Below are 23,842 nucleotides of genomic sequence, written 5' to 3' on the forward strand. Positions count from 1 at the left end.
GCGGGGTGCCGAGGTATTGCCTGAAAGCATCCCAGCCACGCTGCGAACGCCGTCCATTGTGGGCTAACTGCCCTTTTCGTGTATCCTATACCCATCGCAACAACGGCTTCACGCCAACTATGCCCGAGTATCCCACTGACGTCCGATCGGACGCCAAACCCCACCGGTCGCTGTTCGAACGGCTGACCGCACTGATCTCCCCCGAGCCTGAAAACCGCGCAGAACTCCTCGAAGTGCTGCACGAAGCCCACGAACGCAAGCTGATCGACGCCGACGCGCTGTCGATGATCGAAGGTGTGTTCCAGGTTTCCGACCTGTCGGTGCGCGACATCATGGTGCCGCGCTCGCAAATGGACGTGGTCGACATTTCCAAACCCATCGAGGAATGGCTGCCGATCGTCCTGGAGACCCAGCACTCGCGCTTCCCCGCCATCGAGGGCGAGCGCGACAAGGTGGTCGGCATCCTGCTGGCCAAGGACCTGCTGCGCTACTACGCCGAAGAATCCTTCGACGTGCGCGCCATGCTGCGCCCGCCGATCTTCATCCCCGAATCGAAGCGCCTGAACGTGCTGCTGCGCGACTTCCGCGCCAACCACAACCACATGGCGATCGTGGTTGACGAGTACAGCGGCGTGGCCGGCCTGATCACCATCGAGGACGTGCTCGAGCAGATCGTCGGCGACATCGAGGACGAATACGACTTCGACGAAGAAGAAGACAACGTCCTGTCGATCAAGGAAGGGCAACTGGGCCCGCGCTGGCGCGTCAAGGCGCTCACCGAGATCGAGCAGTTCAACGAAGAAGTCGGGGCCGACCTGCCCGAGATCGACGCCGACACCATCGGCGGCCTGGTGGCCAGCCACCTGGGGCGCATGCCGCACAAGGGCGAGGTCTTCGACCTGGAAAACCTGCGCTTCGAAGTGCTGCGCGCCGATGCGCGCCAGATCCACGTGCTGCTGGTCGAAAAGCTGCCCCTGGCTGAAGACGACCACGACTGATGCTGCGCCGCCGTACCCCTGCCGCCGCCGCCAAGCCGGCGGCCGCCGTCACCCGCCCGTCGCCGCTCGCCCTGGTGCTGGCGGCGCTGGCCGGCGCCCTGTCCCTGTTCTCGTTCGAGCCCTTCGGCTGGTGGCCGCTGCAGTTCCTCTCGCTGGCCTACTTCTTCTACCAGGTCGGCGTGAAGAACTCGCCGCGCTATGGCCTGCTGCTGGGCTGGGCCTTCGGCTTCGGCTGGTCGGTGGCCGGCATGCACTGGCTGTACATCGCCATTACCCGCTTCGGCGGCCTGCCCGCGATCCTGGGCGCGATCGCGATCGCCCTGCTGGGCGTGTACATGGGCCTGTTCGGGGCCTTTGCCGGCGGCGCGGCGAGCTGGGTGCGCCGCAAGTGGTCCTTGCCGGTGCCCGCCTTCGTGCTGCTGGTGCTGCCGGTCGCCTGGGGCCTGTCGGAATGGCTGCGCGGCTGGGTCTTCACGGGCTTCCCGTGGGCCTCGGCCGGCTACGCCCATAACGTCTCGCCGCTGGGCGGCTACGCGCCGCTGGTCGGCGTGTACGGCGTCGGCATGCTGGCCGCCGTGTGCGCGGGCTGCCTGGCCATGCTGACCCAGCCGAAAAGGCGCTGGCGCCACATCGCTATCCTGGTCGCCGTACTGGCCGCCGGCTTCGGCCTCAAGCAAATTGCGTGGACCCACGAAGTGGGCCAGCCCTTGACGGTGCGCCTGCTGCAGGGCGACGTGAAGCAGGACCAGAAATTCGACACCGCCTACCTGCTCGACATCCTCAATCGCTACCAGGCCATGATCACGGCCGCACCAAGCGACCTGATCGCCACGCCGGAAACCGCGATTCCCGTCACGCCGCAGCAGCTCCCCGGCGGCTACCTCGCCGAGTTGAATGACTTCGCCAGGCGGACCGGCAGCCACCTGATGATCGGCATCCCGACCGCCGACAGCCCGACCCAGTATTCGAACAGCGTCATCGCCACCGGCCCGGCATCGGCGCCCGGCGCGCCGGCCTACCGCTACGACAAGCACCACCTGGTGCCCTTCGGCGAATTCATCCCGCCGGGCTTCCGCTGGTTCACCGACCTGATGCACATTCCGCTGGGCGACCAGACCCGCGGCAAGGCGCTGCAGGCGCCGTTCCCGGTCAAGGACCAGCTGGTGCTGCCGAATATCTGCTACGAAGACGCGTTCGGCGAAGAGATCGCGGCCCAGCTGCGCAACGCACCGAAGCCGGCGACGCTGCTGCTGAACGTGTCGAACCTGGCCTGGTATGGCGAATCGGTGGCGATCCCGCAGCACCTGCAGATCTCGCAGATGCGCTCGATCGAGACCGGCCGCCCGATGCTGCGCTCGACCAACAACGGCGCCACCGCCATCATCGACGGCCGCGGCAGGATCGTGCAGCAGCTGCCCTTTTACGAGCGCGGCGTGCTGGCGGCCAGCGTGCGCGGCATGGCCGGGTTCACGCCGTATATCCGCTTCGGCAACGGGGGCTTCCTGCTGCTGGGGGCTTTCATGCTGCTGGGCGCCTGGTTCGCCGGCCGCCGTTTGCGGAACCGGAAATCCAACGCGTAGGGTGGTCGGCTCTGCCGACCGCGCGTCCAGCTGACGGATGCGTTCAGGCAGTGCATGCCCTGGCTGAACGCGCGGTCGGCGTAGCCGACCACCCTACAAACCCACTTATTCCAATGGCTGAGTTGAATCCGGCCCCAGAGGGCCGTGAAAATTCAGTAGAATTGGTCATTTGGCAAACTTACCGTGTCTGCGGCCTCAACTCCGCGCCGCCCCTACAAGATGCTCACATTCCAACAAATCATCCTCACCCTGCAGACCTACTGGGACAAGCAGGGTTGCGCACTGCTGCAGCCCTACGACATGGAAGTCGGCGCGGGCACCTTCCACACCGGTACCTTCCTGCGCGCGATCGGTCCTGAACCCTGGCGCGCCGCCTATGTGCAGCCGTCGCGCCGCCCGAAGGACGGCCGCTATGGCGAGAACCCGAACCGCCTGCAGCACTACTACCAGTACCAGGTGGTGCTCAAACCCGCGCCGGAAAACATCCTCGACCTCTACCTCGGCTCGCTCGAGGCGCTGGGCCTGGACCTGAAGAAGAACGACGTGCGTTTCGTGGAAGACGACTGGGAAAGCCCGACCCTGGGCGCCTGGGGCCTGGGCTGGGAAGTCTGGCTCAATGGCATGGAAGTGACCCAGTTCACCTACTTCCAGCAGGTCGGCGGCCTCGATTGCAAGCCGGTGCTGGGCGAGATCACCTATGGCGTCGAGCGCCTGGCGATGTACCTGCAGGGCGTCGAGAACGTGTACGACCTGGTCTGGACCACGTGGCAGGAGAACGGCGAGACGAAAACGCTGAAGTACGGCGACGTGTTCCACCAGAACGAAGTCGAGCAGTCGACCTACAATTTCGAACACGCCAACACCGAGCTGCTGTTCCAGGCCTTCGGCAACCACGAAGCCGAGGCCAAGCGCCTGGTCGAGCTGGCGCTCACCCTGCCGGCCTACGAGCAGATCATGAAGGCTTCGCACAGCTTCAACATGCTCGACGCGCGCGGCGCCATTTCCGTGACCGAGCGCGCCGCCTACATCGGCCGGGTGCGCACGCTGTCGCGCCTCGTGGCCCAGGCCTATTACGACTCGCGCGAGAAGCTCGGCTTCCCGATGCTCCCCGGCGCCGCCAAGGCCGCAGCCTGACCAGAACAGAACAGACCATGAACCAGACTCTCCTCGTCGAAATCCAGACCGAAGAACTGCCGCCGAAGGCGCTCGTCAAGCTCGGCGCCGCGTTCGCCAGCGGCATCGCCAATGGCCTGAAAGCGCGCGACTTTTTGGACGCCGACAGCGTCGTCACGCCGCACGCCACGCCGCGCCGCCTCGCCGTCACCATCACCAATGTCCGCGCCACCTCGCCCGATAAAACCATCCGCGAGAAGGTGCTGCCGGTGTCGGTCGCGCTGGACAAGGACGGCAACCCGTCCGCACCGCTGGCCAAGAAGCTGGCGGCCCTCGGCTTCGCCGGCCTGGATGTGAGCGCCCTCGAACGGGCCCAGGACGGCAAGGCCGAATCCTTCTTCTACACCTACACCGCGGCCGGCAGCGCGCTGGCCGGCGGCCTGCAGGAGGTGCTGCTTGACGCGGTGGCCAAGCTGCCGATCCCGAAGCTCATGAGCTACCAGCGCCCCGACGGCGCCACCGTGCAGTTCGTGCGCCCGGTGCACCTGTTGCTCGCGCTGTACGGCGAACAGGTGCTGCCGCTCACGCTGCTGGGCCTGGACGCCGGCCGCCAGACCATGGGCCACCGCTTCCTGTCACACGGCGGCAGCATCGCCATCCCGCACGCCGACCAGTATGCGTCGGTGCTGGAAAACGAAGGCAAGGTGATTTCCAGTGCCGAAGCGCGCAAGGAAAGCATCCGCAGCCAGCTGCTGGCCAAGGCCGGCGCTGACCAGGTGCTGATGCCGGAGTCGCTGCTCGATGAAGTGGCGGCGCTGGTCGAATGGCCGGTGGTCTATGAATGCCGCTTCGAGGAAGAGTTCCTGGCCGTGCCGCAGGAATGCCTGATCCTCACCATGCAGACCAACCAGAAATACTTCGCGCTGACCGACAGCGCCGGCAAGCTGCGCTCGCGCTTCCTGATCGTGTCGAACATCGCAACCGACGACCCGACGGCGATCGTCGGCGGCAACGAGCGCGTGGTGCGCCCGCGCCTGTCGGACGCCAAGTTCTTCTTCGAGCAGGACAAGAAGAAGACGCTGGAATCGCGCCTGCCGCTGCTGGCGAGCGTGGTCTACCACAACAAGCTGGGTACCCAGCTGGACCGCACCGAGCGCGTCACCACCCTGGCCAGCAGCATCGCGCGCCGCCTGGGCTACGACGTACCGCTGGCCGAACGCGGTGCGCGCCTGGCCAAGGCCGACCTGCTGACCGACATGGTGGGCGAGTTCCCCGAGCTGCAGGGCATCATGGGCACCTATTACGCGCGCCACGACGGCGAGCACGAGGAAGTCGCGCTGGCCGCCTCCGAGCACTACCAGCCGCGCTTCGCCGGTGACCTGCTGCCCACCACCAATACCGGCCTGGCCGCAGCCCTGGCCGACAAGCTGGAAACCCTGGTCGGCATCTGGGCCATCGGCCTGCAGCCGACCGGCGAGAAAGACCCGTTCGCGCTGCGCCGCCACGCCCTGGGCGTGATGCGCATGCTGGTGGAGAAGCGCCTGCCGCTGGCGATTTCCGACCTGCTGGCCGAAGCGGCCTCGGTGTTCGAAGGCCAGGCAGCCAAGGTAAAGGAACTGCGGGATCCGCGCGCGGACGTGACAGTCTTCATGCTGGACCGCCTGCGCGGCATGCTGCGCGAGCGCGGCTTCTCGCCGAACGAAGTCGAAGCCGTGCTGGCCCAGAACCCGGACCGCGTCGACGACGTGGTGCAGCGCCTGGAAGCCGTGCAGGCCTTCGCCGCCCTGCCGGAGTCCGCATCGCTGGCCGCCGCCAACAAGCGCATCACCAACATCCTGAAGAAGACCGAGGCCGCCATTGGCGAGGTCAAGCCGGAGCTGCTGCAGGAACAGGCCGAAAAGAACCTGGCCGCCGCGATCGCGCGCGTGCGCCCGGACGTGGACGCGGCCTTTGCGCGCGGCGACTTCACCGGCACGCTCAAGACCCTGGCCCAGCTGCGCGACGACGTCGACGCCTTCTTCAACGACGTGATGGTGATGGCCGACGACCTGGCCCTGCGCAACAACCGCCTGGCGCTGCTGTCGCAGCTGCACGGCATGATGAACGGCGTCGCCGATATTTCGAAGCTGGCGGCCTGATCCCTGTAAGGTAGTCTTATGAAACTCATCATCCTCGACCGGGATGGGGTCATCAACCATGATTCGCCGGACTTCATCAAGTCGCCGGCGGAGTGGATCCCGATTCCCGGCTCGCTGGAAGCGATCGCCCGCCTGAACCAGGCGGGCTACCGGGTCGTGATCGCCTCGAACCAGTCGGGCATCGCGCGCGAACTGTTCGACATCACGACCCTCAACGCGATCCACCAGAAACTGCACGCCAGCGCCCAGCAGGCCGGCGCCGATATCGACGCCATCTTCTTCTGCCCGCACGCGGCGATCGACAACTGCGACTGCCGCAAGCCCAAGGCCGGCATGTTCGAGGAAATCAGCAAGCGCTTCAAGGTGAGCCTGAAAGGCGTGCCGACGGTGGGCGACTCGCTGCGCGACCTGCAGGCCGGTTTCAAGATGGGCTGCGCGCCCTACCTGGTCCTGACCGGCAAGGGCGAGAAGACCCACGAGACCGGCGGTCTGCCGCCCGGCACCCAGGTCTTCCCCGACCTGGCCAGCATGGTCAGCGCCTTCCTCAAGACCGCGGCACAGCGGCCAGAATAACCACAACACCCCCAAGAAATCCGTCCGGAGCCCCTTTGCATACCTTCAGCCTGTTCCTGCGTTCCCTGCTGTTTACAATCGTGATGATCGTGGCCACCGTCGTCTGGGCCTGCGTCTGCTTCCTGGCCGCGCCGCTGCCCTACAACAAGCGCTTCTGGGTCACCTCGCGCTGGAACGTCTTCATGATCTGGTGCGCAAAGACGATCTGCGGGATCCGCTACCAGTTCAAGGGCTACGAGAACCTGCCGGACGCGCCGGCGGTGGTGCTGTCCAAGCACCAGTCGGCATGGGAGACCATCTTCCTTCTGCCGAACCTCACGCGCCCGCTGGTGTTCGTGTTCAAGAAAGAGATCCTCTACATTCCCTTCTTCGGCTGGGCGATGGCGCTGCTGCGCATGATCCCGATCGACCGCAAGCAGGGCAAGAACGCCTTCGCCCACGTGGTCCGCCACGGCAAGCGGCGCCTGGCCGACGGCCAGTGGATCATCATGTTCCCGGAGGGGACGCGCATCCCGGTGGGCCAGAAAGGCAAGTACAAAAGCGGCGGTACGCGGCTTGCTGTCGAAACCCAAACAGTCGTGGTCCCGATCGCGCATAATTCAGGTGAGTGCTGGCCGAAAAATTCGTTCATCAAGCGCCCGGGACTGATCACCGTCTCGATCGGCAAACCGATTTCGCCAGACAACCACACCCCCGACAGCATGATGCAAGAGGTCGAAAATTGGATAGAATCGGAAATGCGCGTTATTTCGCCCCACGCCTACAGAGGTGGCTGAGCGACGTCAGCACCCAGATCAGGAATTCAAGGCCGCAGCAACTTATGACCTCCAGGATCGACGCCAACCAGCTCGAACTCTTTGCCCAGGAATTCTTCGCGGCGCTCAAGCCTTCCGATAAGGCGGCGCCGCCTTCGCAGCCCCTTTTCAAGACGCCGCCCCCGGCGCCGCGCAGGCTCATCCCGGCCCCGCCGGTGGCCGCGGGCGAGCCGCCGCTCAAGCGCATCGTGCTGGGCGCCCACACCATCGACTACGCCCTGCGCCGCTCGGCGCGCCGCTCGATCGGCTTCATGATCGACGACGACGGCCTGCGCGTGACCGCGCCGCGCCGCTGCTCCCAGCTCGATGTCGACAACGCCATCCGCGCCAAGCAGCGCTGGATCCTCACCAAGCTGCTCGAACGCGGCGAGCGCCGCGCCCAGCGACTGGAAGCAGCCCCCATCGAATGGAAGGACGGCGCGCGCCTGCCCTACCTGGGCGGCGAGATCACCCTGCGCCTCGAAGAGGCGGCGCGCAGCCACTGCCGGTTCGATGCGGCCACTGGCGAACTGTGGATCGGCGTGGTGCCGGGGCTGTCGGAGTGGCAGCTCAAGGAACGCATCAAGCTGTGGTTCCAGGCCGAGGCCAGCACGCTGTTCAAGGCCAGGCTGGACCACTTCGCGCCGCAGCTGGGGGTGTCCTACCAGGCCTTTGCGCTGTCGTCGGCCGGCACCCGTTGGGGCTCGTGCACGGTGGAGGGGAATATCCGGCTGAACTGGCGCCTGGTGCACTACGCGCCGGCGCTGGTCGACTACGTCGTGGTGCACGAACTGGCCCACCTGCGCGAGATGAACCACAGCCCGGCGTTCTGGGCCACGGTGGCGCAGGCGTTCCCGGATTATGACGGGGCGCGGCTGGCGCTCAAGAAGCGCTCGCACGAGATGCCGGTGTTGTTCGCGGATTGATCCGCTGGCTTTGAGCCGTCATTCCGGCGCAGGCCGGAATCCCATTTCTGGTCCGGAGTCGCCGGGGCCGGCGGGTCTGCAAGAGAACTTGGGTCCCGGCCTGCGCCGGGACGACGTGCACACGCCAGGGGTGATGGTCACCGTACGTTACAACAGCGCGTCTCTCCTGGCGGTGGCCAGTTCCTTCATCGCCGCCAGCTGGGCATCCGACAAGCTCCGGAACGGAATCGGCAGCGTCCCGCGCTTGAGCACCATCATGAAGCCGCGCGAGTAAGTGCGCACACCCACCACGTCTTCCCACCCGATGAGCGTGACGCCCCCGCTGGTGCGCACGATGCCGTGCTGGTCGATGGTGAATTCGTAGGTGCGGCGGCCGCGGCCGAGCAGGATGAAATGCAGCGCCGCGCTCAGCGTGCTTTTCAGGCGCAGGTAGAGGCTGGCCGGCCAGCGGATGCGGCGGCGGCGGATCAGGAAGCCGCCGTGCTCCCACATGAAGCTGAGGTATTCGCCGAGCGTGTAGCGCACGAAGAAATGCAGTTCGGATAAAGGGACGGGCGACGCGGCGGCAGGCGGCGGCGCCGAGACGTCGGCCGCGCCGGCATCGAGGTGCAGGTGCAGCAGCTTGTCATCTGCCTGTTGCTGGACCAGCATGGCGACGGGTCTCCCGTCCTTGACCGGCCTCGGGTGATTAAACGACAACATTGCGCATCCCCTGGTTATTATTCCGAGCTCGATCCGGCATGGTAGCAAAAGCTATCCAATTAGTTGTCGCAAGAGTTCAACAGTGCGCAGGGTGGCGCCGCGGTGGCGGCCGGCGAAGGCCAGCGCGTGCGCGCCCATGGCGGCGCGCGCCGCATCGTCTTCCAGCAGGCGCAGGGCGGCGGCGATGAGCGCGTCGGCGTCCGCCACGCGCAGCGCCGCGCCGTCCTGCACCGCTTCATCGGTGGCTTGCGCGAAATTGAAGGTGTGCTCGCCCACCAGCACCGGCTTGCCGAGCGCGCAGGCCTCGATCAGGTTCTGGCCGCCCAGCGGCATCAGGCTGCCGCCGATGAACGTACAGTCGCAGGCGGCGAAATAGGCGAACATCTCGCCCATCGAGTCGCCCAGCAGGACGTCGGCCTGCAGCGCGCCCCCGTCGAGGGTCGAGCGCCGGGTGACGGACAGGCCGCGCGCCGCGATCATCTTCTCGACCTCGTCGAAGCGCTGCGGATGGCGCGGCACGATCGCGAGCAATGCGTCCTGCGGCTTGTCCGGCGCGCGCTGCCAGGCGTCCAGCACCAGGGCTTCCTCGCCTTCGCGCGTGCTGGCGCACAGGAACACCGGGCGGCGCTTGACGCGTTCACGCAGCCAGGCGCCCTTCTCGAGCGCGCTGGCCGGCGGCACGACGTCGAACTTGATGCTGCCGGTGACGGCGACCGTGGGCGCGCCGAGCGAGCGCACGCGCTCGGCGTCGCCTTCCGTCTGCGCCGCCACCAGCGTGATGGCGCGCGCGGCGTCCGTCATCAGCGCGCCCATCTTGCGGCCGCGCCGCAGCGAGCGTTCCGACAGGCGGGCGTTCACCAGCGCGACCGGCACGCCGGCGCGGGCGCAGCCGGCAATCAGGTTCGGCCACACCTCGGTCTCCATCAGGATGCACACCCGCGGCGTGAACCGGCGCAGGAAGCGCGCCACCATGAAGCCGGTGTCGTAGGGCAGGTAGGACTGCAGCACGCGCTCGCCATGGTGGCCGAACAGCGCGGCCCCGGTGGCGCGCCCGGTCGGCGTCATGTGGGTGAGCAGGATGCGCGAATCGGGATAGGCCAGCAACAGCGCCTCGACCAGCGGCTCGGCGGCGCGGGTCTCGCCCACCGACACGGCGTGCACCCACAGCGTCAGCCGCGTGGAGGGGGCGGCGTCGGGGAAACCGAGGCGCTCGGCCCAATGCGCGCGGTAGCCGGGCTCCTTGCGCCCGCGCCACCACAGGCGCGCCAGCACGAGCGGCAGCGCCAGCCACCACGCGAGCGAGTACAGCGCACGGATCACACCGGCCCCAGCAGCCGGCGCGCGGCGGCGATGACGTCCGGCGCCGATGGCGGCGCGCCCAGGTCGCCCAGGTTGACGATGCGATCGGACCAGTTGCCCTCGGTCTTCCACTTCGGCGAATCGCAGTAGATCTCCACCGTCGGGCGCACGAAGGCGGCGGCGATGTGGGTCAGGCCGGTGTCGACACCGACCGCGATGCGCGCATGCTGGGCCACCGAGACGGCGTCCATCATCGACAGCTTGGGTAGCACGCGTGCGTGCGGCAGGCCGGCGGCCAGCGCTTGCGCTTCCGCCAATTCCGACGGGGAGCCCCAGGGCAGCAGCACCGGCATCGGCGCCAGCGCGTTGCCGAGGGCGATCCAGTTCTCGCGCGACCACTTCTTGGCGTCGCGCGCCGTACCGTGGAAGAACACCGCGTAATCATCCGGCGGCAGGAAGGCCGGGCGCGTGGATGCGCTCGGCGCCGGCAGGCCGAAGTCGGGCGGCGTCGTGACCGCATAGCCCAGCGCCGCAGCGGCCACCAGGCGTCCGCGCGCCACCGCATGGGTGCGCGGGTTCAAGGGGATGCTGTCGGTGTGGAACACGCGCGAGACGCCCTCGTAGCCCGAGCCTTCGCTGCCGTTGGCCAGGCCGACCTTCTTGCCGCCCCGGCGCACGCGGGCGGCGCCCATGATGATGCCGGTCTTGAGCAGGCCCTGGGTGTCGAACACATAGTCGTATTCTTCCTCGCGCAAGGCGCGGAAGAAGCCCTTGATCTCGGCCCGCGTCTGCGCCTTGCCGAGGCTCTTGCGCCAGCGCCGCAGCGCCCACGGGATGATTTTCCGTACCTGCGGGTTCAGGCGCACCAGGCTGGTGTAGCCCTCTTCCACCACCCAGTCGATGGTCGCGCCGGGATACTGGCGCAGCAGGTCGGCCACCATCGGCAGGTTGTGCAGCACGTCGCCCAGCGACGAGACGCGCACCAGCAGGATCTTCACGGGCGCGTGCTCAGAAAGGCAGCTCGGCGTCCGGCTTGGCCGCCAGGATCACCGTCTTGAATTCGGCCTGGATGCGCGCCAGGGCTTCCGGGTTCTCGCCTTCGAAGCGCAGCACCACGACCGGGGTCGTGTTCGAGGAACGCGCCAGGCCGAAGCCGTCCGGGTATTCCACGCGCAGCCCGTCGATGCCGTTGATGCTGGTGGACGTCGGGAAGCGCGCGTTGGCGCGCAGGCTGTCGATCAGGGTGAAGTTCTCGCCTTCTTTCAGGTGCAGGTGCAGCTCCGGAGTGCTGCTGGCGATCGGCAGGCTGTTGAGCAGGGCCGACGGGTCGGCCTCCTTGGTCAGGATCTCGAGCATGCGGGCGCCGGCGTACAGGCCGTCGTCGAAGCCATACCAGCGGTCCTTGAAGAAGATGTGGCCGCTCATCTCGCCGCCCAGCGGCGAACCGGTTTCCTTCAGCTTGGCTTTCACCAGCGAGTGGCCGGTCTTCCACATCAGGGGACGCCCGCCCGCCTGCTCGATCCAGGGAGCGAGGTGGCGCGTGCACTTGACGTCGTAGAGGATCTCGGCGCCGGGATTGCGCGACAGGACGTCGCTGGCGAACAGCATCATCTGGCGGTCCGGGAAGATGATCTGGCCGTCCTTGGTGACGATGCCGAGGCGGTCGCCGTCGCCATCGAAGGCAAGGCCGATCTCGGCGTCGGTGTCCTGCAGGGCCTTGACCAGGTCCTGCAGGTTTTCCGGGTGCGCCGGGTCGGGATGGTGGTTCGGGAAGGTGCCGTCGACGTCGCAGAACAGCTCGACCACCTCGCAGCCCATGCCGCGGTACAGGTCGCCCGCGAAGGCGCCGGCCACGCCGTTGCCGCAGTCGACCGCGATCTTGATGGGGCGCGCGATCTTCACGTCCTGAACGATGCGCTCGAGGTAGGCGGCGCGGATGTCGTGAGTGGCGTAGCTGCCGCGCTGCGGGCCGATGGCGCCGTCGTAGGCCGCGATGCTGTCGTGCAGCGCGGTGATCGATTCGCCATGGATCGCCTCGCCCGCCAGCACCATCTTGAAGCCGTTGTAGTCCGGCGGATTGTGGCTGCCGGTGACCATGATGCCCGAGCGGGTGTCGAGCAGGTTGGTGGCGTAGTAGACCATCGGGGTGGCGACCATGCCCAGGTCGATCACGTCCACGCCGGCGTCGCGCAGGCCTTCGCCCAGCGCCGCGGTGAGGCCAGGGCCCGACAGGCGGCCGTCGCGGCCGATCACGACCTTGCGCTCTCCCTTGGCCAGTGCGGCGGCGCCGAATGCGCGGCCGATGTGGCGCGCGATGCCTTCGTCGAGCGTCTTGTCGATGACGCCGCGAATGTCATAGGCCTTGAAGATCGTTTTGGAGAGAGCAACCATGATGTCCTTGGAATAGCTGGGGGGCGTGGGCAGGCAATAGCAGCCGGACGGAAAAGCGTCGACGCCGGATTATCGGGAATGCAACTTGGGGGAATGACAAATGAGCGCTATTGTAGCGGCAAGCGGCGTCCTTGGGGAATCGGACGGCCCGCTTGCGCCTTGTGCCACGGCCGGCGGAACCGGCTGGCAGGTAATACGGAAACGAGGCTTAGACGCGCAGCTTGTCGAGCGACTTGCCGCCTTCGACCCATTCCTTGACCCATTTCGGCTGGCGTCCACGGCCAGTCCACTGTTGCTGGGCATTGTCTGGGTGACGATAACGCACCGCGACCGAATTGCCTTTGGTCGAGCTGCTACGGCCAGTGGCGGCCATCAGGTCTTTGAGGGGCACGCCAACGCTCTGTGCGATCGCCAGGATTTGCTCGCGCGCCTTTTGCACTTCCTGGACTTCGCGCTTTTTCATCTCCTGCTTGATTTGTTCTTGCAGGTTGCGCAAATCGCCTACCGACATATTAGACAGATCCATCTTCGTTCCCTCGTTAGTTAAGGTTGAAACAGCCAAGGCGAGATACTCACCAAATGTCGCAGCATACTAACATTAATATCTTATTTCCGGTTTTTCTTGTGTACGAAAAGCCAGCGTGGCGACTTAAATCGAACAATACGCGCATATAACCACAGGTAACTGATTATAAACAACAAACTGAAGAAGATGAGCACTGCGGTGTTTTTCCAGAACACCGTTGCGGGAATCACGGCCATCAGGGAAAACAGCCATAAGTAAGGCGAGGTGCGTGCGTTCCGTTTCATCAGGGAGCGCGCTTCGCGCGGGCCCACGGTCCATTGCACGATGCGGCGGAATATCAGGCTATGCAGGTGAATGCCATCGGGCAGGGCCGGTGATTTACCGCGCACGAACATGCGGCGGTAAGCGGAGAATATCGTTTCGAATGCGGGATAAATCAGCAGCAGCATCGCATACCAGGTGGACACGCCGGGATTGCGCATCACCAGCAGCAGCGCCAGTTCGCCGAGCATGAAGCCGATGAAGTAAGCGCCGCCGTCGCCAAGGAAAATCAGGCCGACCGGATAATTCCAGATCAGGAAACCGGCGGTGGCGCCGGCCACCACCAGCGCGGTCACCAGCACGAACATGTCGCCCACCTGCAGCGCCACATAGGCCAGCGACATCAGCATGCAAATGCTGACCATGCTGGCCAGGCCATTGAATCCATCGATGATATTGACTGCGTTGGCGATGCCCGCGACGGCGAGCACGGTGAGCGGCAATACCACCAGGTCGAGCTTCAGCGGCAGCACGCCCCAGGGTAAATCGAGGCGCACCAGCTTTGCACCGAGCAGGTAATACGCGAACAGCGCCGCGAGCATCGTGAGCAGCAGGCGGCGCGCCGGTGAAACGCGGCCGGTATAGTCTTCGACGATACCGCCGGCCATGGCAATGCAGGCGCATGCAAGCAAAGGCGTGATCCACGCACCGAGTGCCGGTTCACGGATAGACGATATGACGCTGGTAATAAGCACCGAGAGAAAGATCGGCACGCCGCCGATACGCGCCACCGAATGCGAGTGGAACTTCTGCACGTTGCCGTAATTCGCGTCGAGTGCCGTACCATTGCGCTTGGCATACTTAATCACGAACAGGGTCAGCAGCGCACAGCATACGAAACTGACGAAAAAGGAGAACATTGTTATTCTTTCGGTGCAATTATGTGAGTCGTTTCCGCAGTCGACTCCGCGGAAAAAACCACGGCACTCTTATCGATGGATTGGTGCTGCATTGTACCGGAATAGACGAGGCCATCCGGATGCAAATGCGATTGTGTGCCGCGCGTTTCGACTGGATCAAATCGGCGCGCTTTCGAGTGCGCCGGCGGCACCGCCGATCACGCGCCGCTTATATCCGGCGCTCGCCTGCGCCGCGCCGCGAAATCATTTAGTATCGGCCAATGCATGCGCGGCACTACGCCCACCTTGCACCATCCACCACGATAAGAACAACATGAGAACCTACGCCATCGGCGACCTGCAGGGCTGTGCCCACGAAGCCGAACTCCTGATCGAACGCATCGTCGACGATGCGCGCAGCCACGGCAGCGCGCAGCCGCGCATCCTGTTCGTGGGCGACCTGATCAACCGCGGTCCCGATTCGCTCACCGCGCTGCGCCGCATGAAGGCCTTGTCCGACGCGCACCCCGATCACGTCGAGGCGCTGCTGGGCAACCACGACCTGCACCTGATCGCGGTGGCCGTCGGCGCGCAGCGCGCCAGCCGCTCCGACACGCTCGACGAAATCCTCGCCGCGCCCGACCGCGACGAACTGGTCGCGTGGCTGCGCCAGCGGCCGCTGGCGATGTTCGTCGATGCGCACCTGCTGGTGCACGCCGGCGTCGCGCCCGCGTGGACTGCGGCGCAGGCGATGGCGCTGGCGCACGAAGTCGAAGCGGTGCTGCGCGGCGATGGCTGGATCGGCTTCTTGCGCGACATGTACGGCAACGAGCCGAACGCGTGGGACGACAGCCTTACCGGCATCGCGCGGCTGCGCTGCATCGTCAACGCCCTCACCCGCATGCGCCTGTGCGCGCCGGACGGCAGCATGGATTTCGCGCACAAGGAAAGCGAGGCCGGGCCGGAAGGATCGGGGCTGGTGCCGTGGTTCGACTTGCCGCAGCGCGCCACGCGCGACGTGACGGTAGTGTTCGGGCACTGGTCGGCGCTGGGACTGGTGCTGCGGCCCAACCTGGTGGGGCTGGACAGCGGCTGCGTGTGGGGCGGCAAGCTGACGGCAGTGTGCCTGGACGACCGCTCGCTGTTGCAGGTGGATTGTCCGGAGTACCGCGAGCACTCCGGCAAAAAGTAGGGTGGCCCGGGCCACGAGAGGCGGCTTGCCGGCCACCCGGCGGGTCACCGTTTGAGCTGACTGAGGTCGCGCACCGCGCCGCGATCGGCCGACGTGGTCAGCGCCGCATACGCCTGCAGCGCCTGAGACACATAGCGCTCGCGTCCCACCGGCTTCCATGCATCGAGCCCGCGGTCTTCCATCTTGCCGCGGCGGTGCGCCAGCTCTTCGAAAGTCGCGCGCAGGTTGATGGTGCGCTCCGGAATGTCGATGTCGATGAAGTCGCCCTCTTCCACCAGGCCGATCGCGCCGCCTTCGGCCGCTTCCGGCGAGGCGTGGCCGATCACCAGGCCCGAGGAGCCGCCCGAGAAGCGCCCGTCCGTGAACAGCGCGCAGGCCTTGCCCAGGCCCTTGGATTTGATGTACGAGGTCGGGTACAGCATCTCCTGCATGCCGGGGCCGCCTTTCGGCCCTTCGTAGCGGATGATGACGACGTCGCCGGCAGCGACCAGGTCGCCCAGGATCGCGTCGACCGCCGCGTCCTGGCTCTCGAACACGCGCGCCTTGCCGGAGAACTTCAGGATGCTCTCGTCCACCCCGGCGGTCTTGACGATGCAGCCCTTCTCGGCGATGTTCCCGTACAGGACCGCCAGGCCGCCATCCTGCGAATAGGCGTGCGCGCGGTCGCGGATGCAGCCCAGGCTGCGGTCGAGGTCATTGGCGGCGAAGCGCTCGGACTGCGAGAACGCGACCTGGGTCGGCACGCCGCCGGGCGCGGCGCGGAACAGCTGGTGCACGGCCGGGTCGTCGCTGCGCTTGATGTCGTACTTCTCGATCGCCTCGCCCATGGTGGGGCTGTGCACGGTCGGCAGCGAGGTGTCGAGCAGGCCGCCGCGCGCCAGCTCGCCCAGGATCGAGAAGATGCCGCCGGCGCGGTGCACGTCCTCGATGTGGTACTTGTCGGTCATCGGCGCCACCTTGCACAGGCAGGGCACCTTGCGCGAGATGCGGTCGATGTCGGCCATGGTGAAGTCCACCTGCGCCTCGTGCGCGGCCGCCAGCAGGTGCAGCACGGTGTTGGTGGAGCCGCCCATCGAGACGTCCAGCGCCATCGCGTTCTCGAACGCGGCCTTGGACGCGATGGAGCGCGGCAGCACCGAGTAATCGTCCTGCTCGTAGTGGCGCTTGGCCACGTCCACGATCAGGCGGCCGGCGCGCAGGAACAGCTCCTTGCGATCGGAATGGGTGGCCAGCACGGTGCCGTTGCCCGGCAGCGCCAGGCCGAGCGCCTCGGTCAGGCAGTTCATCGAATTGGCGGTGAACATGCCCGAGCACGAACCGCAGGTCGGGCAGGCGGAGCGCTCGATTTCGGCCACGTCGGCGTCCGACACGCTGCTGTCGCCGGCCTTGATCATGGCGTCGACCAGGTCCAGCTTGATGATTTTCTGGCCGGTGCCGACGGTCTTGATGACCTTGCCGGCTTCCATCGGGCCGCCCGAGACGAACACCACCGGGATGTTCAGGCGCATCGCGGCCATCAGCATGCCGGGGGTGATCTTGTCGCAGTTCGAGATGCACACCATGGCGTCGGCGCAGTGGGCGTTGACCATGTACTCGACCGAGTCGGCGATCAGGTCACGCGAGGGCAGCGAGTACAGCATGCCGCCGTGGCCCATGGCGATGCCGTCGTCGACCGCGATGGTGTTGAATTCCTTGGCCACGCCGCCGGCCGCCTCGATTTCGCGCGCAACCAGCTGGCCCAGGTCCTTCAGGTGCACGTGGCCCGGCACGAACTGGGTGAAGGAATTGACCACGGCGATGATCGGCTTGTCGAAGTCGCCGTCCTTCATGCCGGTGGCGCGCCACAGCGCCCGGGCGCCGGCCATGTTGCGGCCCTGGGTGGTGGTGTGGGAACGATAAACTGGCATGGCGGTCTCCTCAAGCTGGCGAATATGCAAGGGCACCAGCGTGCCCTCTCGCCTGTGAGTTGTCCAATATATGATTCATCGTTCTGTGATTCATTTTACGAATCACAGACGGGCTCAAGCGCGCAAGGCCCCGGCCACGGCGTCCTCGGCCGCCTGGGCCAGCTCGCGCCGGTGCGCGCCCTCCCCTGCGATCGGGGCCAGCGGCCGCAGGCGCGCGCGCACCGGATCGCCTTGCAGGATGGTGAACAGGCTGTCCACGAAGCTGGTGTCGCCGGTGTAGTCGACCGAGGCGTGGTAGCCCCCGGCCGCGTCCACGTACGACAGCGCGTAGGGCTGCACGGCCACTTTCGCATCGATCGCGGCCTCGAACAGGTTGGCGTGGAAGGGCAGCACCTCGCCCTGGCGCGCCGTGGTCCCTTCCGGGAACAGCGCCACCCGCTCGCCCTGCTCCAGCACCAGCACCAGGCCCTTGAAGATGTGGCGCAGCTCGCGCCGGTTGCCGCGCGCGATGAAGACGGTGCCGGCGCCGGCGGCCAGCCAGCCCAGCACCGGCCAGGCGCGGATTTCGGCCTTGGCCACGAAGCGGCAGGGATGCAGCGCGTTGATCACGAAAATGTCGAGCCAGGAGACGTGGTTGGCGACGATCAGCGCGTGCTCCAGCACCGGCGCGCCGGGCAGCTGCTCGACCGTCACGCGGCACAGCGCCAGCAGCTTGCGCGACCAGCGCCGCGTGAGGCGCTCGCGCCCGCCGCGCGACACCAGCGGGAATGCGAGGGCGCAGGTGGCCAGGCCCGCCACCAGGTGGACCATGACGCGCGCAAGGCGCAGGGCGAGCCGGATCTTCACTTCTTCATGCCGTCAGGAGAGAGTAACGGACGGCGGGCGCCGTCCGCGTGTGCTTTAGCGCTGGAACGCAAGGCGGCCGCGCACCACCGTCGCACGCACCTGCCCGGCCAGTTCGTAGCCGAGGAAAGGCGTGTGCTTGCCCTGGCTGGCGAGCGCCTTGCGCTCGACCTTCCAGCGCGCATCAAGGTCGAACAGCACCACGTCGGCCGCCGCGCCCACCGACAGCGTGCCCGCCGGCAGGCCGGCGATGCGGGCCGCGTTGGCCGTCACCTTGGCCAGCGCCCGCGGCAGCGCATCCATCTCGTGCTGGTCTTCGGCCCACTTGAGCACCAGGGACAGCAGCAGTTCCAGGCCGGTCGCGCCGGGCGAGGCTTCGGCGAAGGGCAGCAGCTTCTCGTCGTCGTCCACCGGCGTGTGGTCGGAGCAGACCGCATCCACGGTGCCGTCCAGCAGGGCCGCGCGGATGGCGTCGCGGTCGCGCCCGCTGCGCAGCGGCGGGTTGAAGCGCGCATTGGGGTCGAAGAAGCCGATGTCGGCGTCGGTCATGTGCAGGTGGTGCACGCCGACGTCGCAGGTGAGCGGCAAGCCTTCCTTCTTGGCGGCGGCCACCAGCGCCAGGCCGGCGGCGGACGACATGCGGCACAGGTGCACGCGGGCGCCGCTGGCGCGCATCAGTTCGAAGATCGTGTGCAGCGCGATGGTCTCGGACATGACCGGCACGCCCGACAGCCCCAGGCGCGACGCCAGCGGGCCGCTGTGGGCCACGCCGCCGCGGCCGATATGCGCGTCCTGCGGGCGCAGCCACACCGTGTAGCCGAAGGTTTTCGCGTACTGCATGGCGCGCAGCAGCACCGTGGTGTCTAGCACCGGTTCCTCGGCCTGCGAGAAGCCGATGCAGCCGGCTTCGGTCAGTTCGGCCATTTCAGTGAGGGCCTGGCCCTTCAGGCCCATGGTCAGCGCGCCCAGCGGGTGCACATTGGCCTGGTCGAGGTTGCGGGCGCGGTGCTTGAGCATCTCCACCAGGCCCGGTTCGTCCAGCACCGGGTCGGTGTCGGGCGGGCACACCAGGGTGGTGACGCCGCCCTGCATCGCGGCCTGCATTTCCGATTCCAGCGTGGCCTTGTATTCGTAGCCCGGCTCGCGCAGGCGCGCCGACAGGTCGACCAGGCCGGGCGCCACTACCAGGCCGGTGGCGTCGATGGTGTTGTCGGCGCTGAAGCCCGCCGGTGCGCTGCCGACGGCGGCGATCAGGCCGTCGTCGATGAACAGGTCTTGTACGGCGTCGATGCCGTTCGCCGGGTCGATGATGCGCCCGTTCTTGATATGAAGTTTCATCCTTGCGAATCTCACGCCCTGCCTCCTGCCAAAATGCTCATCACCGCCATCCGTACCGCAATCCCGAAGGTCACCTGCGGCAGGATCACCGCCTGGCTGCCGTCGGCCACCGCCGAGTCGATCTCGACGCCGCGGTTCATCGGGCCCGGGTGCATCACGATCGCGTCCGGCTTGGCCAGCGCCAGGCGTTCCGGGGTCAGGCCGTAGCTCTTGAAGTACTCCTGGGCCGAGGGCAGCAGCGCGCCGCTCATGCGTTCGTTCTGCAGGCGCAGCATGATGATGACGTCGACGTCCTTCAGGCCCTCGTCCATGTTCGTATACGTTTGCACGCCCATCTCGGCCAGGCCGCCGGGCAGCAGCGTGTGCGGGCCGATGGCGCGCACTTCCGGCACGCCCAGGGTGGTCAGCGCGTGGATGTCCGAACGCGCCACCCGGCTGTGCAGGATGTCGCCGACGATCGCCACCCGCAGGTTGGTGAAGTCTTTCTTATAGTGGCGGATCGTGTACATGTCGAGCAGGCCCTGGGTCGGGTGCGCGTGGCGGCCGTCGCCGGCGTTGACGACGTGCACGTGCGACTGTCCGGTTTCCACCAGGTGCTTGGCGATCAGGTAGGGCGCGCCCGACTGCGCATGGCGCACCACGAACATGTCGGCGTGCATGGCCGACAGGTTGTCGATGGTATCGAGCAGCGATTCGCCCTTGCTGGCCGACGAAGCCTGGATGTTCAGGTTGATGACGTCGGCCGACAGGCGCTTGGCCGCGATCTCGAAGGTGGTGCGGGTACGGGTGCTGTTCTCGAAGAAGAGGTTGAACACGCTCTTGCCCCGCATCAGCGGCACCTTTTTGACCTCGCGGTCGGAAATGCCCACGAAGCTCGACGCGGTGTCGAGGATGTGGTTGACGATGGACTTGGGCAGCCCTTCGATGCTGAGCAGGTGCTGCAGCTCGCCGTTCTTGTTCAGTTGCGGATTATTGTGCAGGATTTTCGGCATGGTCGATGGACGGGGCAGGATCTTCTTCAATGGTCAGCGAGAGTTCGCCGGCGTCGCCGCGCTGCAGGCACAGCGACTGCGTGGGCGCCAGCTCGGCGCGGGTGCCGACATAGTCGGCCGCCACCGGCAGCTCGCGCCCGCCGCGGTCGGCCAGCGCCGCCAGGCGGATGCAGGCCGGCCTGCCGTAGTCGAACAGCACGTTGATCGCGGCGCGCACGGTGCGGCCGGTTTCCAGCACGTCGTCGACCAGCACGATGGTGGCGCCGTCCACCGCGAAGCGGATGTGGGTCGGCTTCACGTCCGGGTGCAGGCCCTTCTTGGCATAGTCGTCGCGGTAGAACGAGACGTCGATGGTGCCGTAGCGGGCGGTCAGGTCGAGGTCGCGTGCGAGGCGTTCGGCCAGCCAGGCGCCGCCCGAGTGGATGCCGACGATGGCGGCGTCCGGCACACCGGCCAGGCCGGCGCGCACCTGGCCCAGCAGCTCGCGGTACAGCGCTTCGGCGTCGTACGCTTGGTTAGATGTTGGCATGGGAGTCAAAGTATTGTTGCAAAATGATGGCGGCCGCCTTGGCGTCGATGAGCTCGCCGCGTTTGTGCGGGATGACGACCGAGGAATAGCGTTCGTCGACGAGTTCGACAGGAAGGTCGAAGCGGCCATGGAGCTGGTTGGCGAAGCGCCGGCTGCGCAGGGTCATGTCGTGCTCGGCGCCGTCGGGATGGAAGGGCTCGCCCACGACGAGGCGGGCCGGCTTCCATTCATTGATGAGCTCGCCGATGACCTGGAAACGGGTGGCATTGTCGATGGCCTTGACGACGGTCAAGGGCTGCGCCTGCCCGGTCAGGGTGTTGCCCATGGCGATGCCGATGCGCTTCACCCCGAAATCGAAACCCAGGACGATTTCAAGCATTACGCATGGCCAGCCTCGGTAGCGAGCATGAGCGGGTCGATGCCCAGCAGTTTGATGGCGGCCGTATAGCGTTCTTCGATCGGCAGCTCGAACAGCACGCGCGCGTCGGCGCCCACCGTGAGCCAGCCGTTGCGCGAGAGTTCTTCTTCGAGCTGGCCGGGACTCCAGCCGGCGTAGCCGATCGACACCAGCATGCGGGCCGGGCCGGCGCCGCTGGCGACCGCTTCGAGCACGTCGATGGAGGTGGTGAAGGCGACCTCGTCGGTGACGGTGAGCGAGGACGAGAAGCGCCCGCCCGGCGAATGCAGCACGAAGCCACGGTCGTCCTGGACTGGGCCGCCGAACATGATCGGCTGGTCGACCACCGACGAGCGCAGGCCTTCGGAAAGCTTGAGGTCGACACGGTCGAACAGCACTTCCATCGTCATGTCGGTGGGCTTGTTGATGACCACGCCAAGCACGCCTTTTTCGTTGTGCTCGCAGACGTAGACGACGGTGCCGCCGAAGATCGGATCCTGGATCGACGGCATCGCGATCAGGAAATGGTTGGCGAGGTTCAGCCCGGAGGCGGCGGGGCCGATGTTTCCCAGCGCTTGGTCGTGTTCCGGTGGCATGCCGGGCTTCGGTAGAGTGCTGCCAACTTTGCTTTTCTTCATACGCTAACTCTCACATGGGCCCACTCTGGTTGATGACCGCGCTGCTAAGTGTCCACAAAACAACATTACGCTTTTCGATAGTTTACACCGAAATGCGCCGGCGGCCATGGAAGCACCCCGATACGGCCCGGTTCCCTGGCCCGGTGGAGTGCGCGAAGCATGTCCGGCGTCCCGCCTCTGTCCCGCCCTGCTGCGAACGCCGAACGCTTAGGAAGAATCCTACCCAGTAAAATCGGCCGCCACCTTGACCCCGCACACGATGATGAATATGAGCAACTCTCTGGTCTGGTTCCGGCGTGACCTGCGGGCATTCGACCACGCAGCCCTGCACCGGGCTTTGACGACGTCCAATTGTGTGTACTGCGTTTTCGTATACGACCGCGACATCCTGGACCCGCTGCCGCGTGACGACCGGCGCGTACGCTTCATCCACGCCAGCATTGCCAGCCTCGATGCCGAGCTGCGCCGGCTCGGTGCCTACCTGATCGTGCGGCAGGGCCGCCCGCTTGATGTGATTCCCGCGCTTGCCGCCGAACTGGAAGCCGATGCGGTATTGGTAGGTTCCGATTATGAACCCGACGCGGTAGAACGCGACGCACGGATGAACGCGCGGCTGGAAGCTGACGGCAGGAAATTTTTCAGCCTGAAAGACCAGGTCATTTTCGAAAAGGAAGAAGTGCTGACCCTGGCGAAGGGACCGTTCTCGGTGTTCACGCCCTACAAGAATGCCTGGCTCAAGCGGCTGGCGGCGATGCCGGAAACGCTGGCGTCCTATCCGGTCGACCAGTACGCCGACGCCTTCGCCCCGCCGCCTGGCCCCCCTGCCCTGCCTTCGCTGGAGGAACTCGGCTTCGAACCGGGCGAACCTCCGCTGCCGGCCGGGATGGAAGGGGCGGAGGAACTGTTCGAGCGCTTTGTCGGGCACATCGCGGACTACGGCCGGGCGCGCGATTTCCCGTCGGAAAACTGCACCTCGCGCCTGTCGACCCACCTGCGTTTCGGCACCACCTCGATCCGCCACCTGGTGCGCACGGCGCAGCAGATGGTGGTGACCGGTGCGGGCGGCCCTGGGGCCTCGGTGTGGCTGTCGGAACTCATCTGGCGCGATTTTTATTCGATGATCCTGGCGCGCAACCCGCATGTGGTGACGCGCTCGTTCAAGCCGGCGTTCGACGCGCTGGCGTGGGAAAGCGGCGAGGAGGCCGATGCGCTGTTCGCGGCCTGGTGCGAGGGACGTACCGGCTACCCGCTGGTGGATGCCGCGATGGCCCAGCTGAACCAGACCGGCTTCATGCACAACCGGCTACGCATGGTGACGGCGAGCTTCCTCACCAAGGACCTGGGGATCGACTGGCGGCGCGGGGAGCGCTATTTCGCGCTGAAACTGAATGACTACGAGCTGGCCTCGAACAACGGCGGCTGGCAATGGGCGGCGTCGACCGGCTGCGACGCGCAGCCGTGGTTCCGGATTTTCAATCCGGTGTCGCAGTCGCTGCGCTTCGATGGGCAGGGGGAGTTTATTCGCGAATGGGTGCCGGCGCTGGAGCGGCTCGGCGCGAAGGAAATTCATGCGCCGTGGCTGGTGGGCGATGCGGTGCTGGCGGAGAAAGGCGTGGTGCTGGGGAGGGATTATCCGTTGCCCGTGGTCGAGCATGATCAGGCACGTAAAAAGACGTTGGAGCGGTTTTCGGTGGTGAAGAAAGCTGTGGGCTGATCGCGTAAATTGGGTACCGGCCTTCGCCGGTACGACGGTTTTCCAGTTAGCGCAAAAGAAACCGCTAACGTTATTTAAACGAACAAATACCA

22 protein-coding genes are annotated in these 23,842 nt (G+C 66.3%); 9 read left to right on the plus strand and 13 right to left on the minus strand.

Translation table 11 applies throughout. The annotated features are described in order from the left end of the window. Window positions 1-119 precede the first annotated feature (119 nt). The 7 genes from BM031_RS20500 to BM031_RS20530 all read left to right on the plus strand — a co-directional run bounded on the left by BM031_RS20500 (window position 120) and on the right by BM031_RS20530 (window position 8,122). Window positions 120-998, plus strand: a complete 879-nt coding sequence (locus tag BM031_RS20500) for a CorC family transporter (protein WP_091876416.1) — start codon at window positions 120-122, stop codon at window positions 996-998. Then, complete coding sequence (gene lnt / locus BM031_RS20505) at window positions 998-2,578, plus strand: apolipoprotein N-acyltransferase (RefSeq protein WP_091876417.1); 1,581 nt, start codon at window positions 998-1,000, stop codon at window positions 2,576-2,578. The genes BM031_RS20500 and lnt overlap by 1 nt, the downstream gene beginning before the upstream one ends. Before the next feature lie 219 nt (window positions 2,579-2,797). Further along, window positions 2,798-3,712 (plus strand): glycine--tRNA ligase subunit alpha, encoded by a 915-nt coding sequence (gene glyQ / locus BM031_RS20510; protein ID WP_091876418.1) that lies wholly within the window; start codon window positions 2,798-2,800, stop codon window positions 3,710-3,712. Between the two features lie 17 nt (window positions 3,713-3,729). Then, window positions 3,730-5,829, plus strand: a complete 2,100-nt coding sequence (gene glyS, locus BM031_RS20515; RefSeq protein ID WP_091876419.1) for a glycine--tRNA ligase subunit beta — start codon at window positions 3,730-3,732, stop codon at window positions 5,827-5,829. 18 nt (window positions 5,830-5,847) lie between these two features. Continuing rightward, complete coding sequence (gmhB, locus tag BM031_RS20520) at window positions 5,848-6,402, plus strand: D-glycero-beta-D-manno-heptose 1,7-bisphosphate 7-phosphatase (protein ID WP_091876420.1); 555 nt, start codon at window positions 5,848-5,850, stop codon at window positions 6,400-6,402. A 35-nt stretch (window positions 6,403-6,437) separates the two neighbouring features. Then, window positions 6,438-7,178, plus strand: a complete 741-nt coding sequence (locus BM031_RS20525) for a lysophospholipid acyltransferase family protein (RefSeq protein WP_091876421.1) — start codon at window positions 6,438-6,440, stop codon at window positions 7,176-7,178. 44 nt (window positions 7,179-7,222) lie between these two features. Next, a complete protein-coding gene (locus BM031_RS20530) occupies window positions 7,223-8,122 on the plus strand; it encodes a M48 family metallopeptidase (RefSeq protein WP_091876422.1) in 900 nt (299 codons plus the stop codon). A gap of 147 nt (window positions 8,123-8,269) precedes the next feature. Here the strand turns inward: BM031_RS20530 and BM031_RS20535 are convergent, their stop codons facing one another. The 6 genes from BM031_RS20535 to BM031_RS20560 form a co-directional block, all read right to left on the minus strand. Then, window positions 8,270-8,773 (minus strand): YcxB family protein, encoded by a 504-nt coding sequence (locus tag BM031_RS20535; RefSeq protein ID WP_229409078.1) that lies wholly within the window; start codon window positions 8,771-8,773, stop codon window positions 8,270-8,272. Between the two features lie 102 nt (window positions 8,774-8,875). Continuing rightward, window positions 8,876-10,141 (minus strand): lipid IV(A) 3-deoxy-D-manno-octulosonic acid transferase, encoded by a 1,266-nt coding sequence (gene waaA, locus BM031_RS20540; protein WP_091876448.1) that lies wholly within the window; start codon window positions 10,139-10,141, stop codon window positions 8,876-8,878. Further along, window positions 10,141-11,121 (minus strand): lipopolysaccharide heptosyltransferase I, encoded by a 981-nt coding sequence (gene waaC / locus BM031_RS20545; RefSeq protein WP_091876424.1) that lies wholly within the window; start codon window positions 11,119-11,121, stop codon window positions 10,141-10,143. Before waaC ends, waaA begins: the two co-directional genes overlap by 1 nt. Before the next feature lie 10 nt (window positions 11,122-11,131). Further along, entirely contained in the window at window positions 11,132-12,514 is a 1,383-nt protein-coding gene (locus BM031_RS20550) for a phosphomannomutase/phosphoglucomutase (protein ID WP_091876425.1), read from the minus strand. A 208-nt stretch (window positions 12,515-12,722) separates the two neighbouring features. Then, complete coding sequence (locus BM031_RS20555; protein WP_091876426.1) at window positions 12,723-13,040, minus strand: H-NS histone family protein; 318 nt, start codon at window positions 13,038-13,040, stop codon at window positions 12,723-12,725. 80 nt (window positions 13,041-13,120) lie between these two features. Beyond that, a complete protein-coding gene (locus tag BM031_RS20560) occupies window positions 13,121-14,221 on the minus strand; it encodes a glycosyltransferase family 4 protein (protein ID WP_091876427.1) in 1,101 nt (366 codons plus the stop codon). 313 nt (window positions 14,222-14,534) lie between these two features. On the opposite strand from BM031_RS20560, the gene BM031_RS20565 reads away from it, so the two are divergent. Next, window positions 14,535-15,392, plus strand: coding sequence for a symmetrical bis(5'-nucleosyl)-tetraphosphatase (locus BM031_RS20565; protein ID WP_091876428.1), 858 nt, complete (start codon window positions 14,535-14,537; stop codon window positions 15,390-15,392). A gap of 44 nt (window positions 15,393-15,436) precedes the next feature. Here the strand turns inward: BM031_RS20565 and ilvD are convergent, their stop codons facing one another. From ilvD to BM031_RS20600, 7 genes are all read right to left on the minus strand, one after another. Then, the gene (gene ilvD, locus BM031_RS20570) at window positions 15,437-17,299 is read right to left on the minus strand and encodes a dihydroxy-acid dehydratase (protein ID WP_091876429.1); all 1,863 of its coding nucleotides are present in this window, start codon (window positions 17,297-17,299) and stop codon (window positions 15,437-15,439) included. Between the two features lie 114 nt (window positions 17,300-17,413). Beyond that, on the minus strand, window positions 17,414-18,145 hold the full coding sequence (locus tag BM031_RS20575; protein WP_091876430.1) for a lysophospholipid acyltransferase family protein: 732 nt from the start codon (window positions 18,143-18,145) through the stop codon (window positions 17,414-17,416). Between the two features lie 54 nt (window positions 18,146-18,199). After that, window positions 18,200-19,480 carry a dihydroorotase gene (locus tag BM031_RS20580; RefSeq protein WP_091876431.1) on the minus strand — a complete coding sequence of 427 codons (1,281 nt, stop codon included), beginning with the start codon at window positions 19,478-19,480 and terminating at the stop codon, window positions 18,200-18,202. An 11-nt stretch (window positions 19,481-19,491) separates the two neighbouring features. Further along, on the minus strand, window positions 19,492-20,472 hold the full coding sequence (locus tag BM031_RS20585) for an aspartate carbamoyltransferase catalytic subunit (protein ID WP_091876432.1): 981 nt from the start codon (window positions 20,470-20,472) through the stop codon (window positions 19,492-19,494). Next, window positions 20,450-21,001 carry a bifunctional pyr operon transcriptional regulator/uracil phosphoribosyltransferase PyrR gene (pyrR, locus tag BM031_RS20590; protein WP_091876433.1) on the minus strand — a complete coding sequence of 184 codons (552 nt, stop codon included), beginning with the start codon at window positions 20,999-21,001 and terminating at the stop codon, window positions 20,450-20,452. Before pyrR ends, BM031_RS20585 begins: the two co-directional genes overlap by 23 nt. Then, window positions 20,988-21,380, minus strand: a complete 393-nt coding sequence (gene ruvX / locus BM031_RS20595) for a Holliday junction resolvase RuvX (protein WP_091876434.1) — start codon at window positions 21,378-21,380, stop codon at window positions 20,988-20,990. Before ruvX ends, pyrR begins: the two co-directional genes overlap by 14 nt. Continuing rightward, entirely contained in the window at window positions 21,380-21,994 is a 615-nt protein-coding gene (locus tag BM031_RS20600; protein WP_091876435.1) for a YqgE/AlgH family protein, read from the minus strand. The genes ruvX and BM031_RS20600 overlap by 1 nt, the downstream gene beginning before the upstream one ends. Window positions 21,995-22,298: 304 nt before the next feature. Between BM031_RS20600 and BM031_RS20605 the strand changes: the two genes are divergently transcribed. Then, the gene (locus tag BM031_RS20605; protein WP_091876449.1) at window positions 22,299-23,750 is read left to right on the plus strand and encodes a cryptochrome/photolyase family protein; all 1,452 of its coding nucleotides are present in this window, start codon (window positions 22,299-22,301) and stop codon (window positions 23,748-23,750) included. Window positions 23,751-23,842: the final 92 nt, after the last annotated feature.

It is taken from the genome of Massilia yuzhufengensis (assembly GCF_900112225.1).
GTDB lineage: Bacteria > Pseudomonadota > Gammaproteobacteria > Burkholderiales > Burkholderiaceae_D > Telluria > Telluria yuzhufengensis.

What these genes read in the sequence shown, in the direction of transcription:
- BM031_RS20500 (WP_091876416.1), top strand. Translation starts at nt 120, where the DNA reads ATGCCCGAGTATCCCACTGACGTCCGATCGGACGCCAAACCCCACCGG.
- lnt (WP_091876417.1), top strand. Translation starts at nt 998, where the DNA reads ATGCTGCGCCGCCGTACCCCTGCCGCCGCCGCCAAGCCGGCGGCCGCC.
- glyQ (WP_091876418.1), top strand. Translation starts at nt 2,798, where the DNA reads ATGCTCACATTCCAACAAATCATCCTCACCCTGCAGACCTACTGGGAC.
- glyS (WP_091876419.1), top strand. Translation starts at nt 3,730, where the DNA reads ATGAACCAGACTCTCCTCGTCGAAATCCAGACCGAAGAACTGCCGCCG.
- gmhB (WP_091876420.1), top strand. Translation starts at nt 5,848, where the DNA reads ATGAAACTCATCATCCTCGACCGGGATGGGGTCATCAACCATGATTCG.
- BM031_RS20530 (WP_091876422.1), top strand. Translation starts at nt 7,223, where the DNA reads ATGACCTCCAGGATCGACGCCAACCAGCTCGAACTCTTTGCCCAGGAA.
- BM031_RS20535 (WP_229409078.1), bottom strand. Translation starts at nt 8,773, where the DNA reads ATGCTGGTCCAGCAACAGGCAGATGACAAGCTGCTGCACCTGCACCTC.
- BM031_RS20550 (WP_091876425.1), bottom strand. Translation starts at nt 12,514, where the DNA reads ATGGTTGCTCTCTCCAAAACGATCTTCAAGGCCTATGACATTCGCGGC.
- BM031_RS20555 (WP_091876426.1), bottom strand. Translation starts at nt 13,040, where the DNA reads ATGGATCTGTCTAATATGTCGGTAGGCGATTTGCGCAACCTGCAAGAA.
- BM031_RS20560 (WP_091876427.1), bottom strand. Translation starts at nt 14,221, where the DNA reads ATGTTCTCCTTTTTCGTCAGTTTCGTATGCTGTGCGCTGCTGACCCTG.
- BM031_RS20565 (WP_091876428.1), top strand. Translation starts at nt 14,535, where the DNA reads ATGAGAACCTACGCCATCGGCGACCTGCAGGGCTGTGCCCACGAAGCC.
- ilvD (WP_091876429.1), bottom strand. Translation starts at nt 17,299, where the DNA reads ATGCCAGTTTATCGTTCCCACACCACCACCCAGGGCCGCAACATGGCC.
- BM031_RS20580 (WP_091876431.1), bottom strand. Translation starts at nt 19,480, where the DNA reads ATGAAACTTCATATCAAGAACGGGCGCATCATCGACCCGGCGAACGGC.
- BM031_RS20585 (WP_091876432.1), bottom strand. Translation starts at nt 20,472, where the DNA reads ATGCCGAAAATCCTGCACAATAATCCGCAACTGAACAAGAACGGCGAG.
- pyrR (WP_091876433.1), bottom strand. Translation starts at nt 21,001, where the DNA reads ATGCCAACATCTAACCAAGCGTACGACGCCGAAGCGCTGTACCGCGAG.
- ruvX (WP_091876434.1), bottom strand. Translation starts at nt 21,380, where the DNA reads ATGCTTGAAATCGTCCTGGGTTTCGATTTCGGGGTGAAGCGCATCGGC.
- BM031_RS20600 (WP_091876435.1), bottom strand. Translation starts at nt 21,994, where the DNA reads ATGCCACCGGAACACGACCAAGCGCTGGGAAACATCGGCCCCGCCGCC.
- BM031_RS20605 (WP_091876449.1), top strand. Translation starts at nt 22,299, where the DNA reads ATGAATATGAGCAACTCTCTGGTCTGGTTCCGGCGTGACCTGCGGGCA.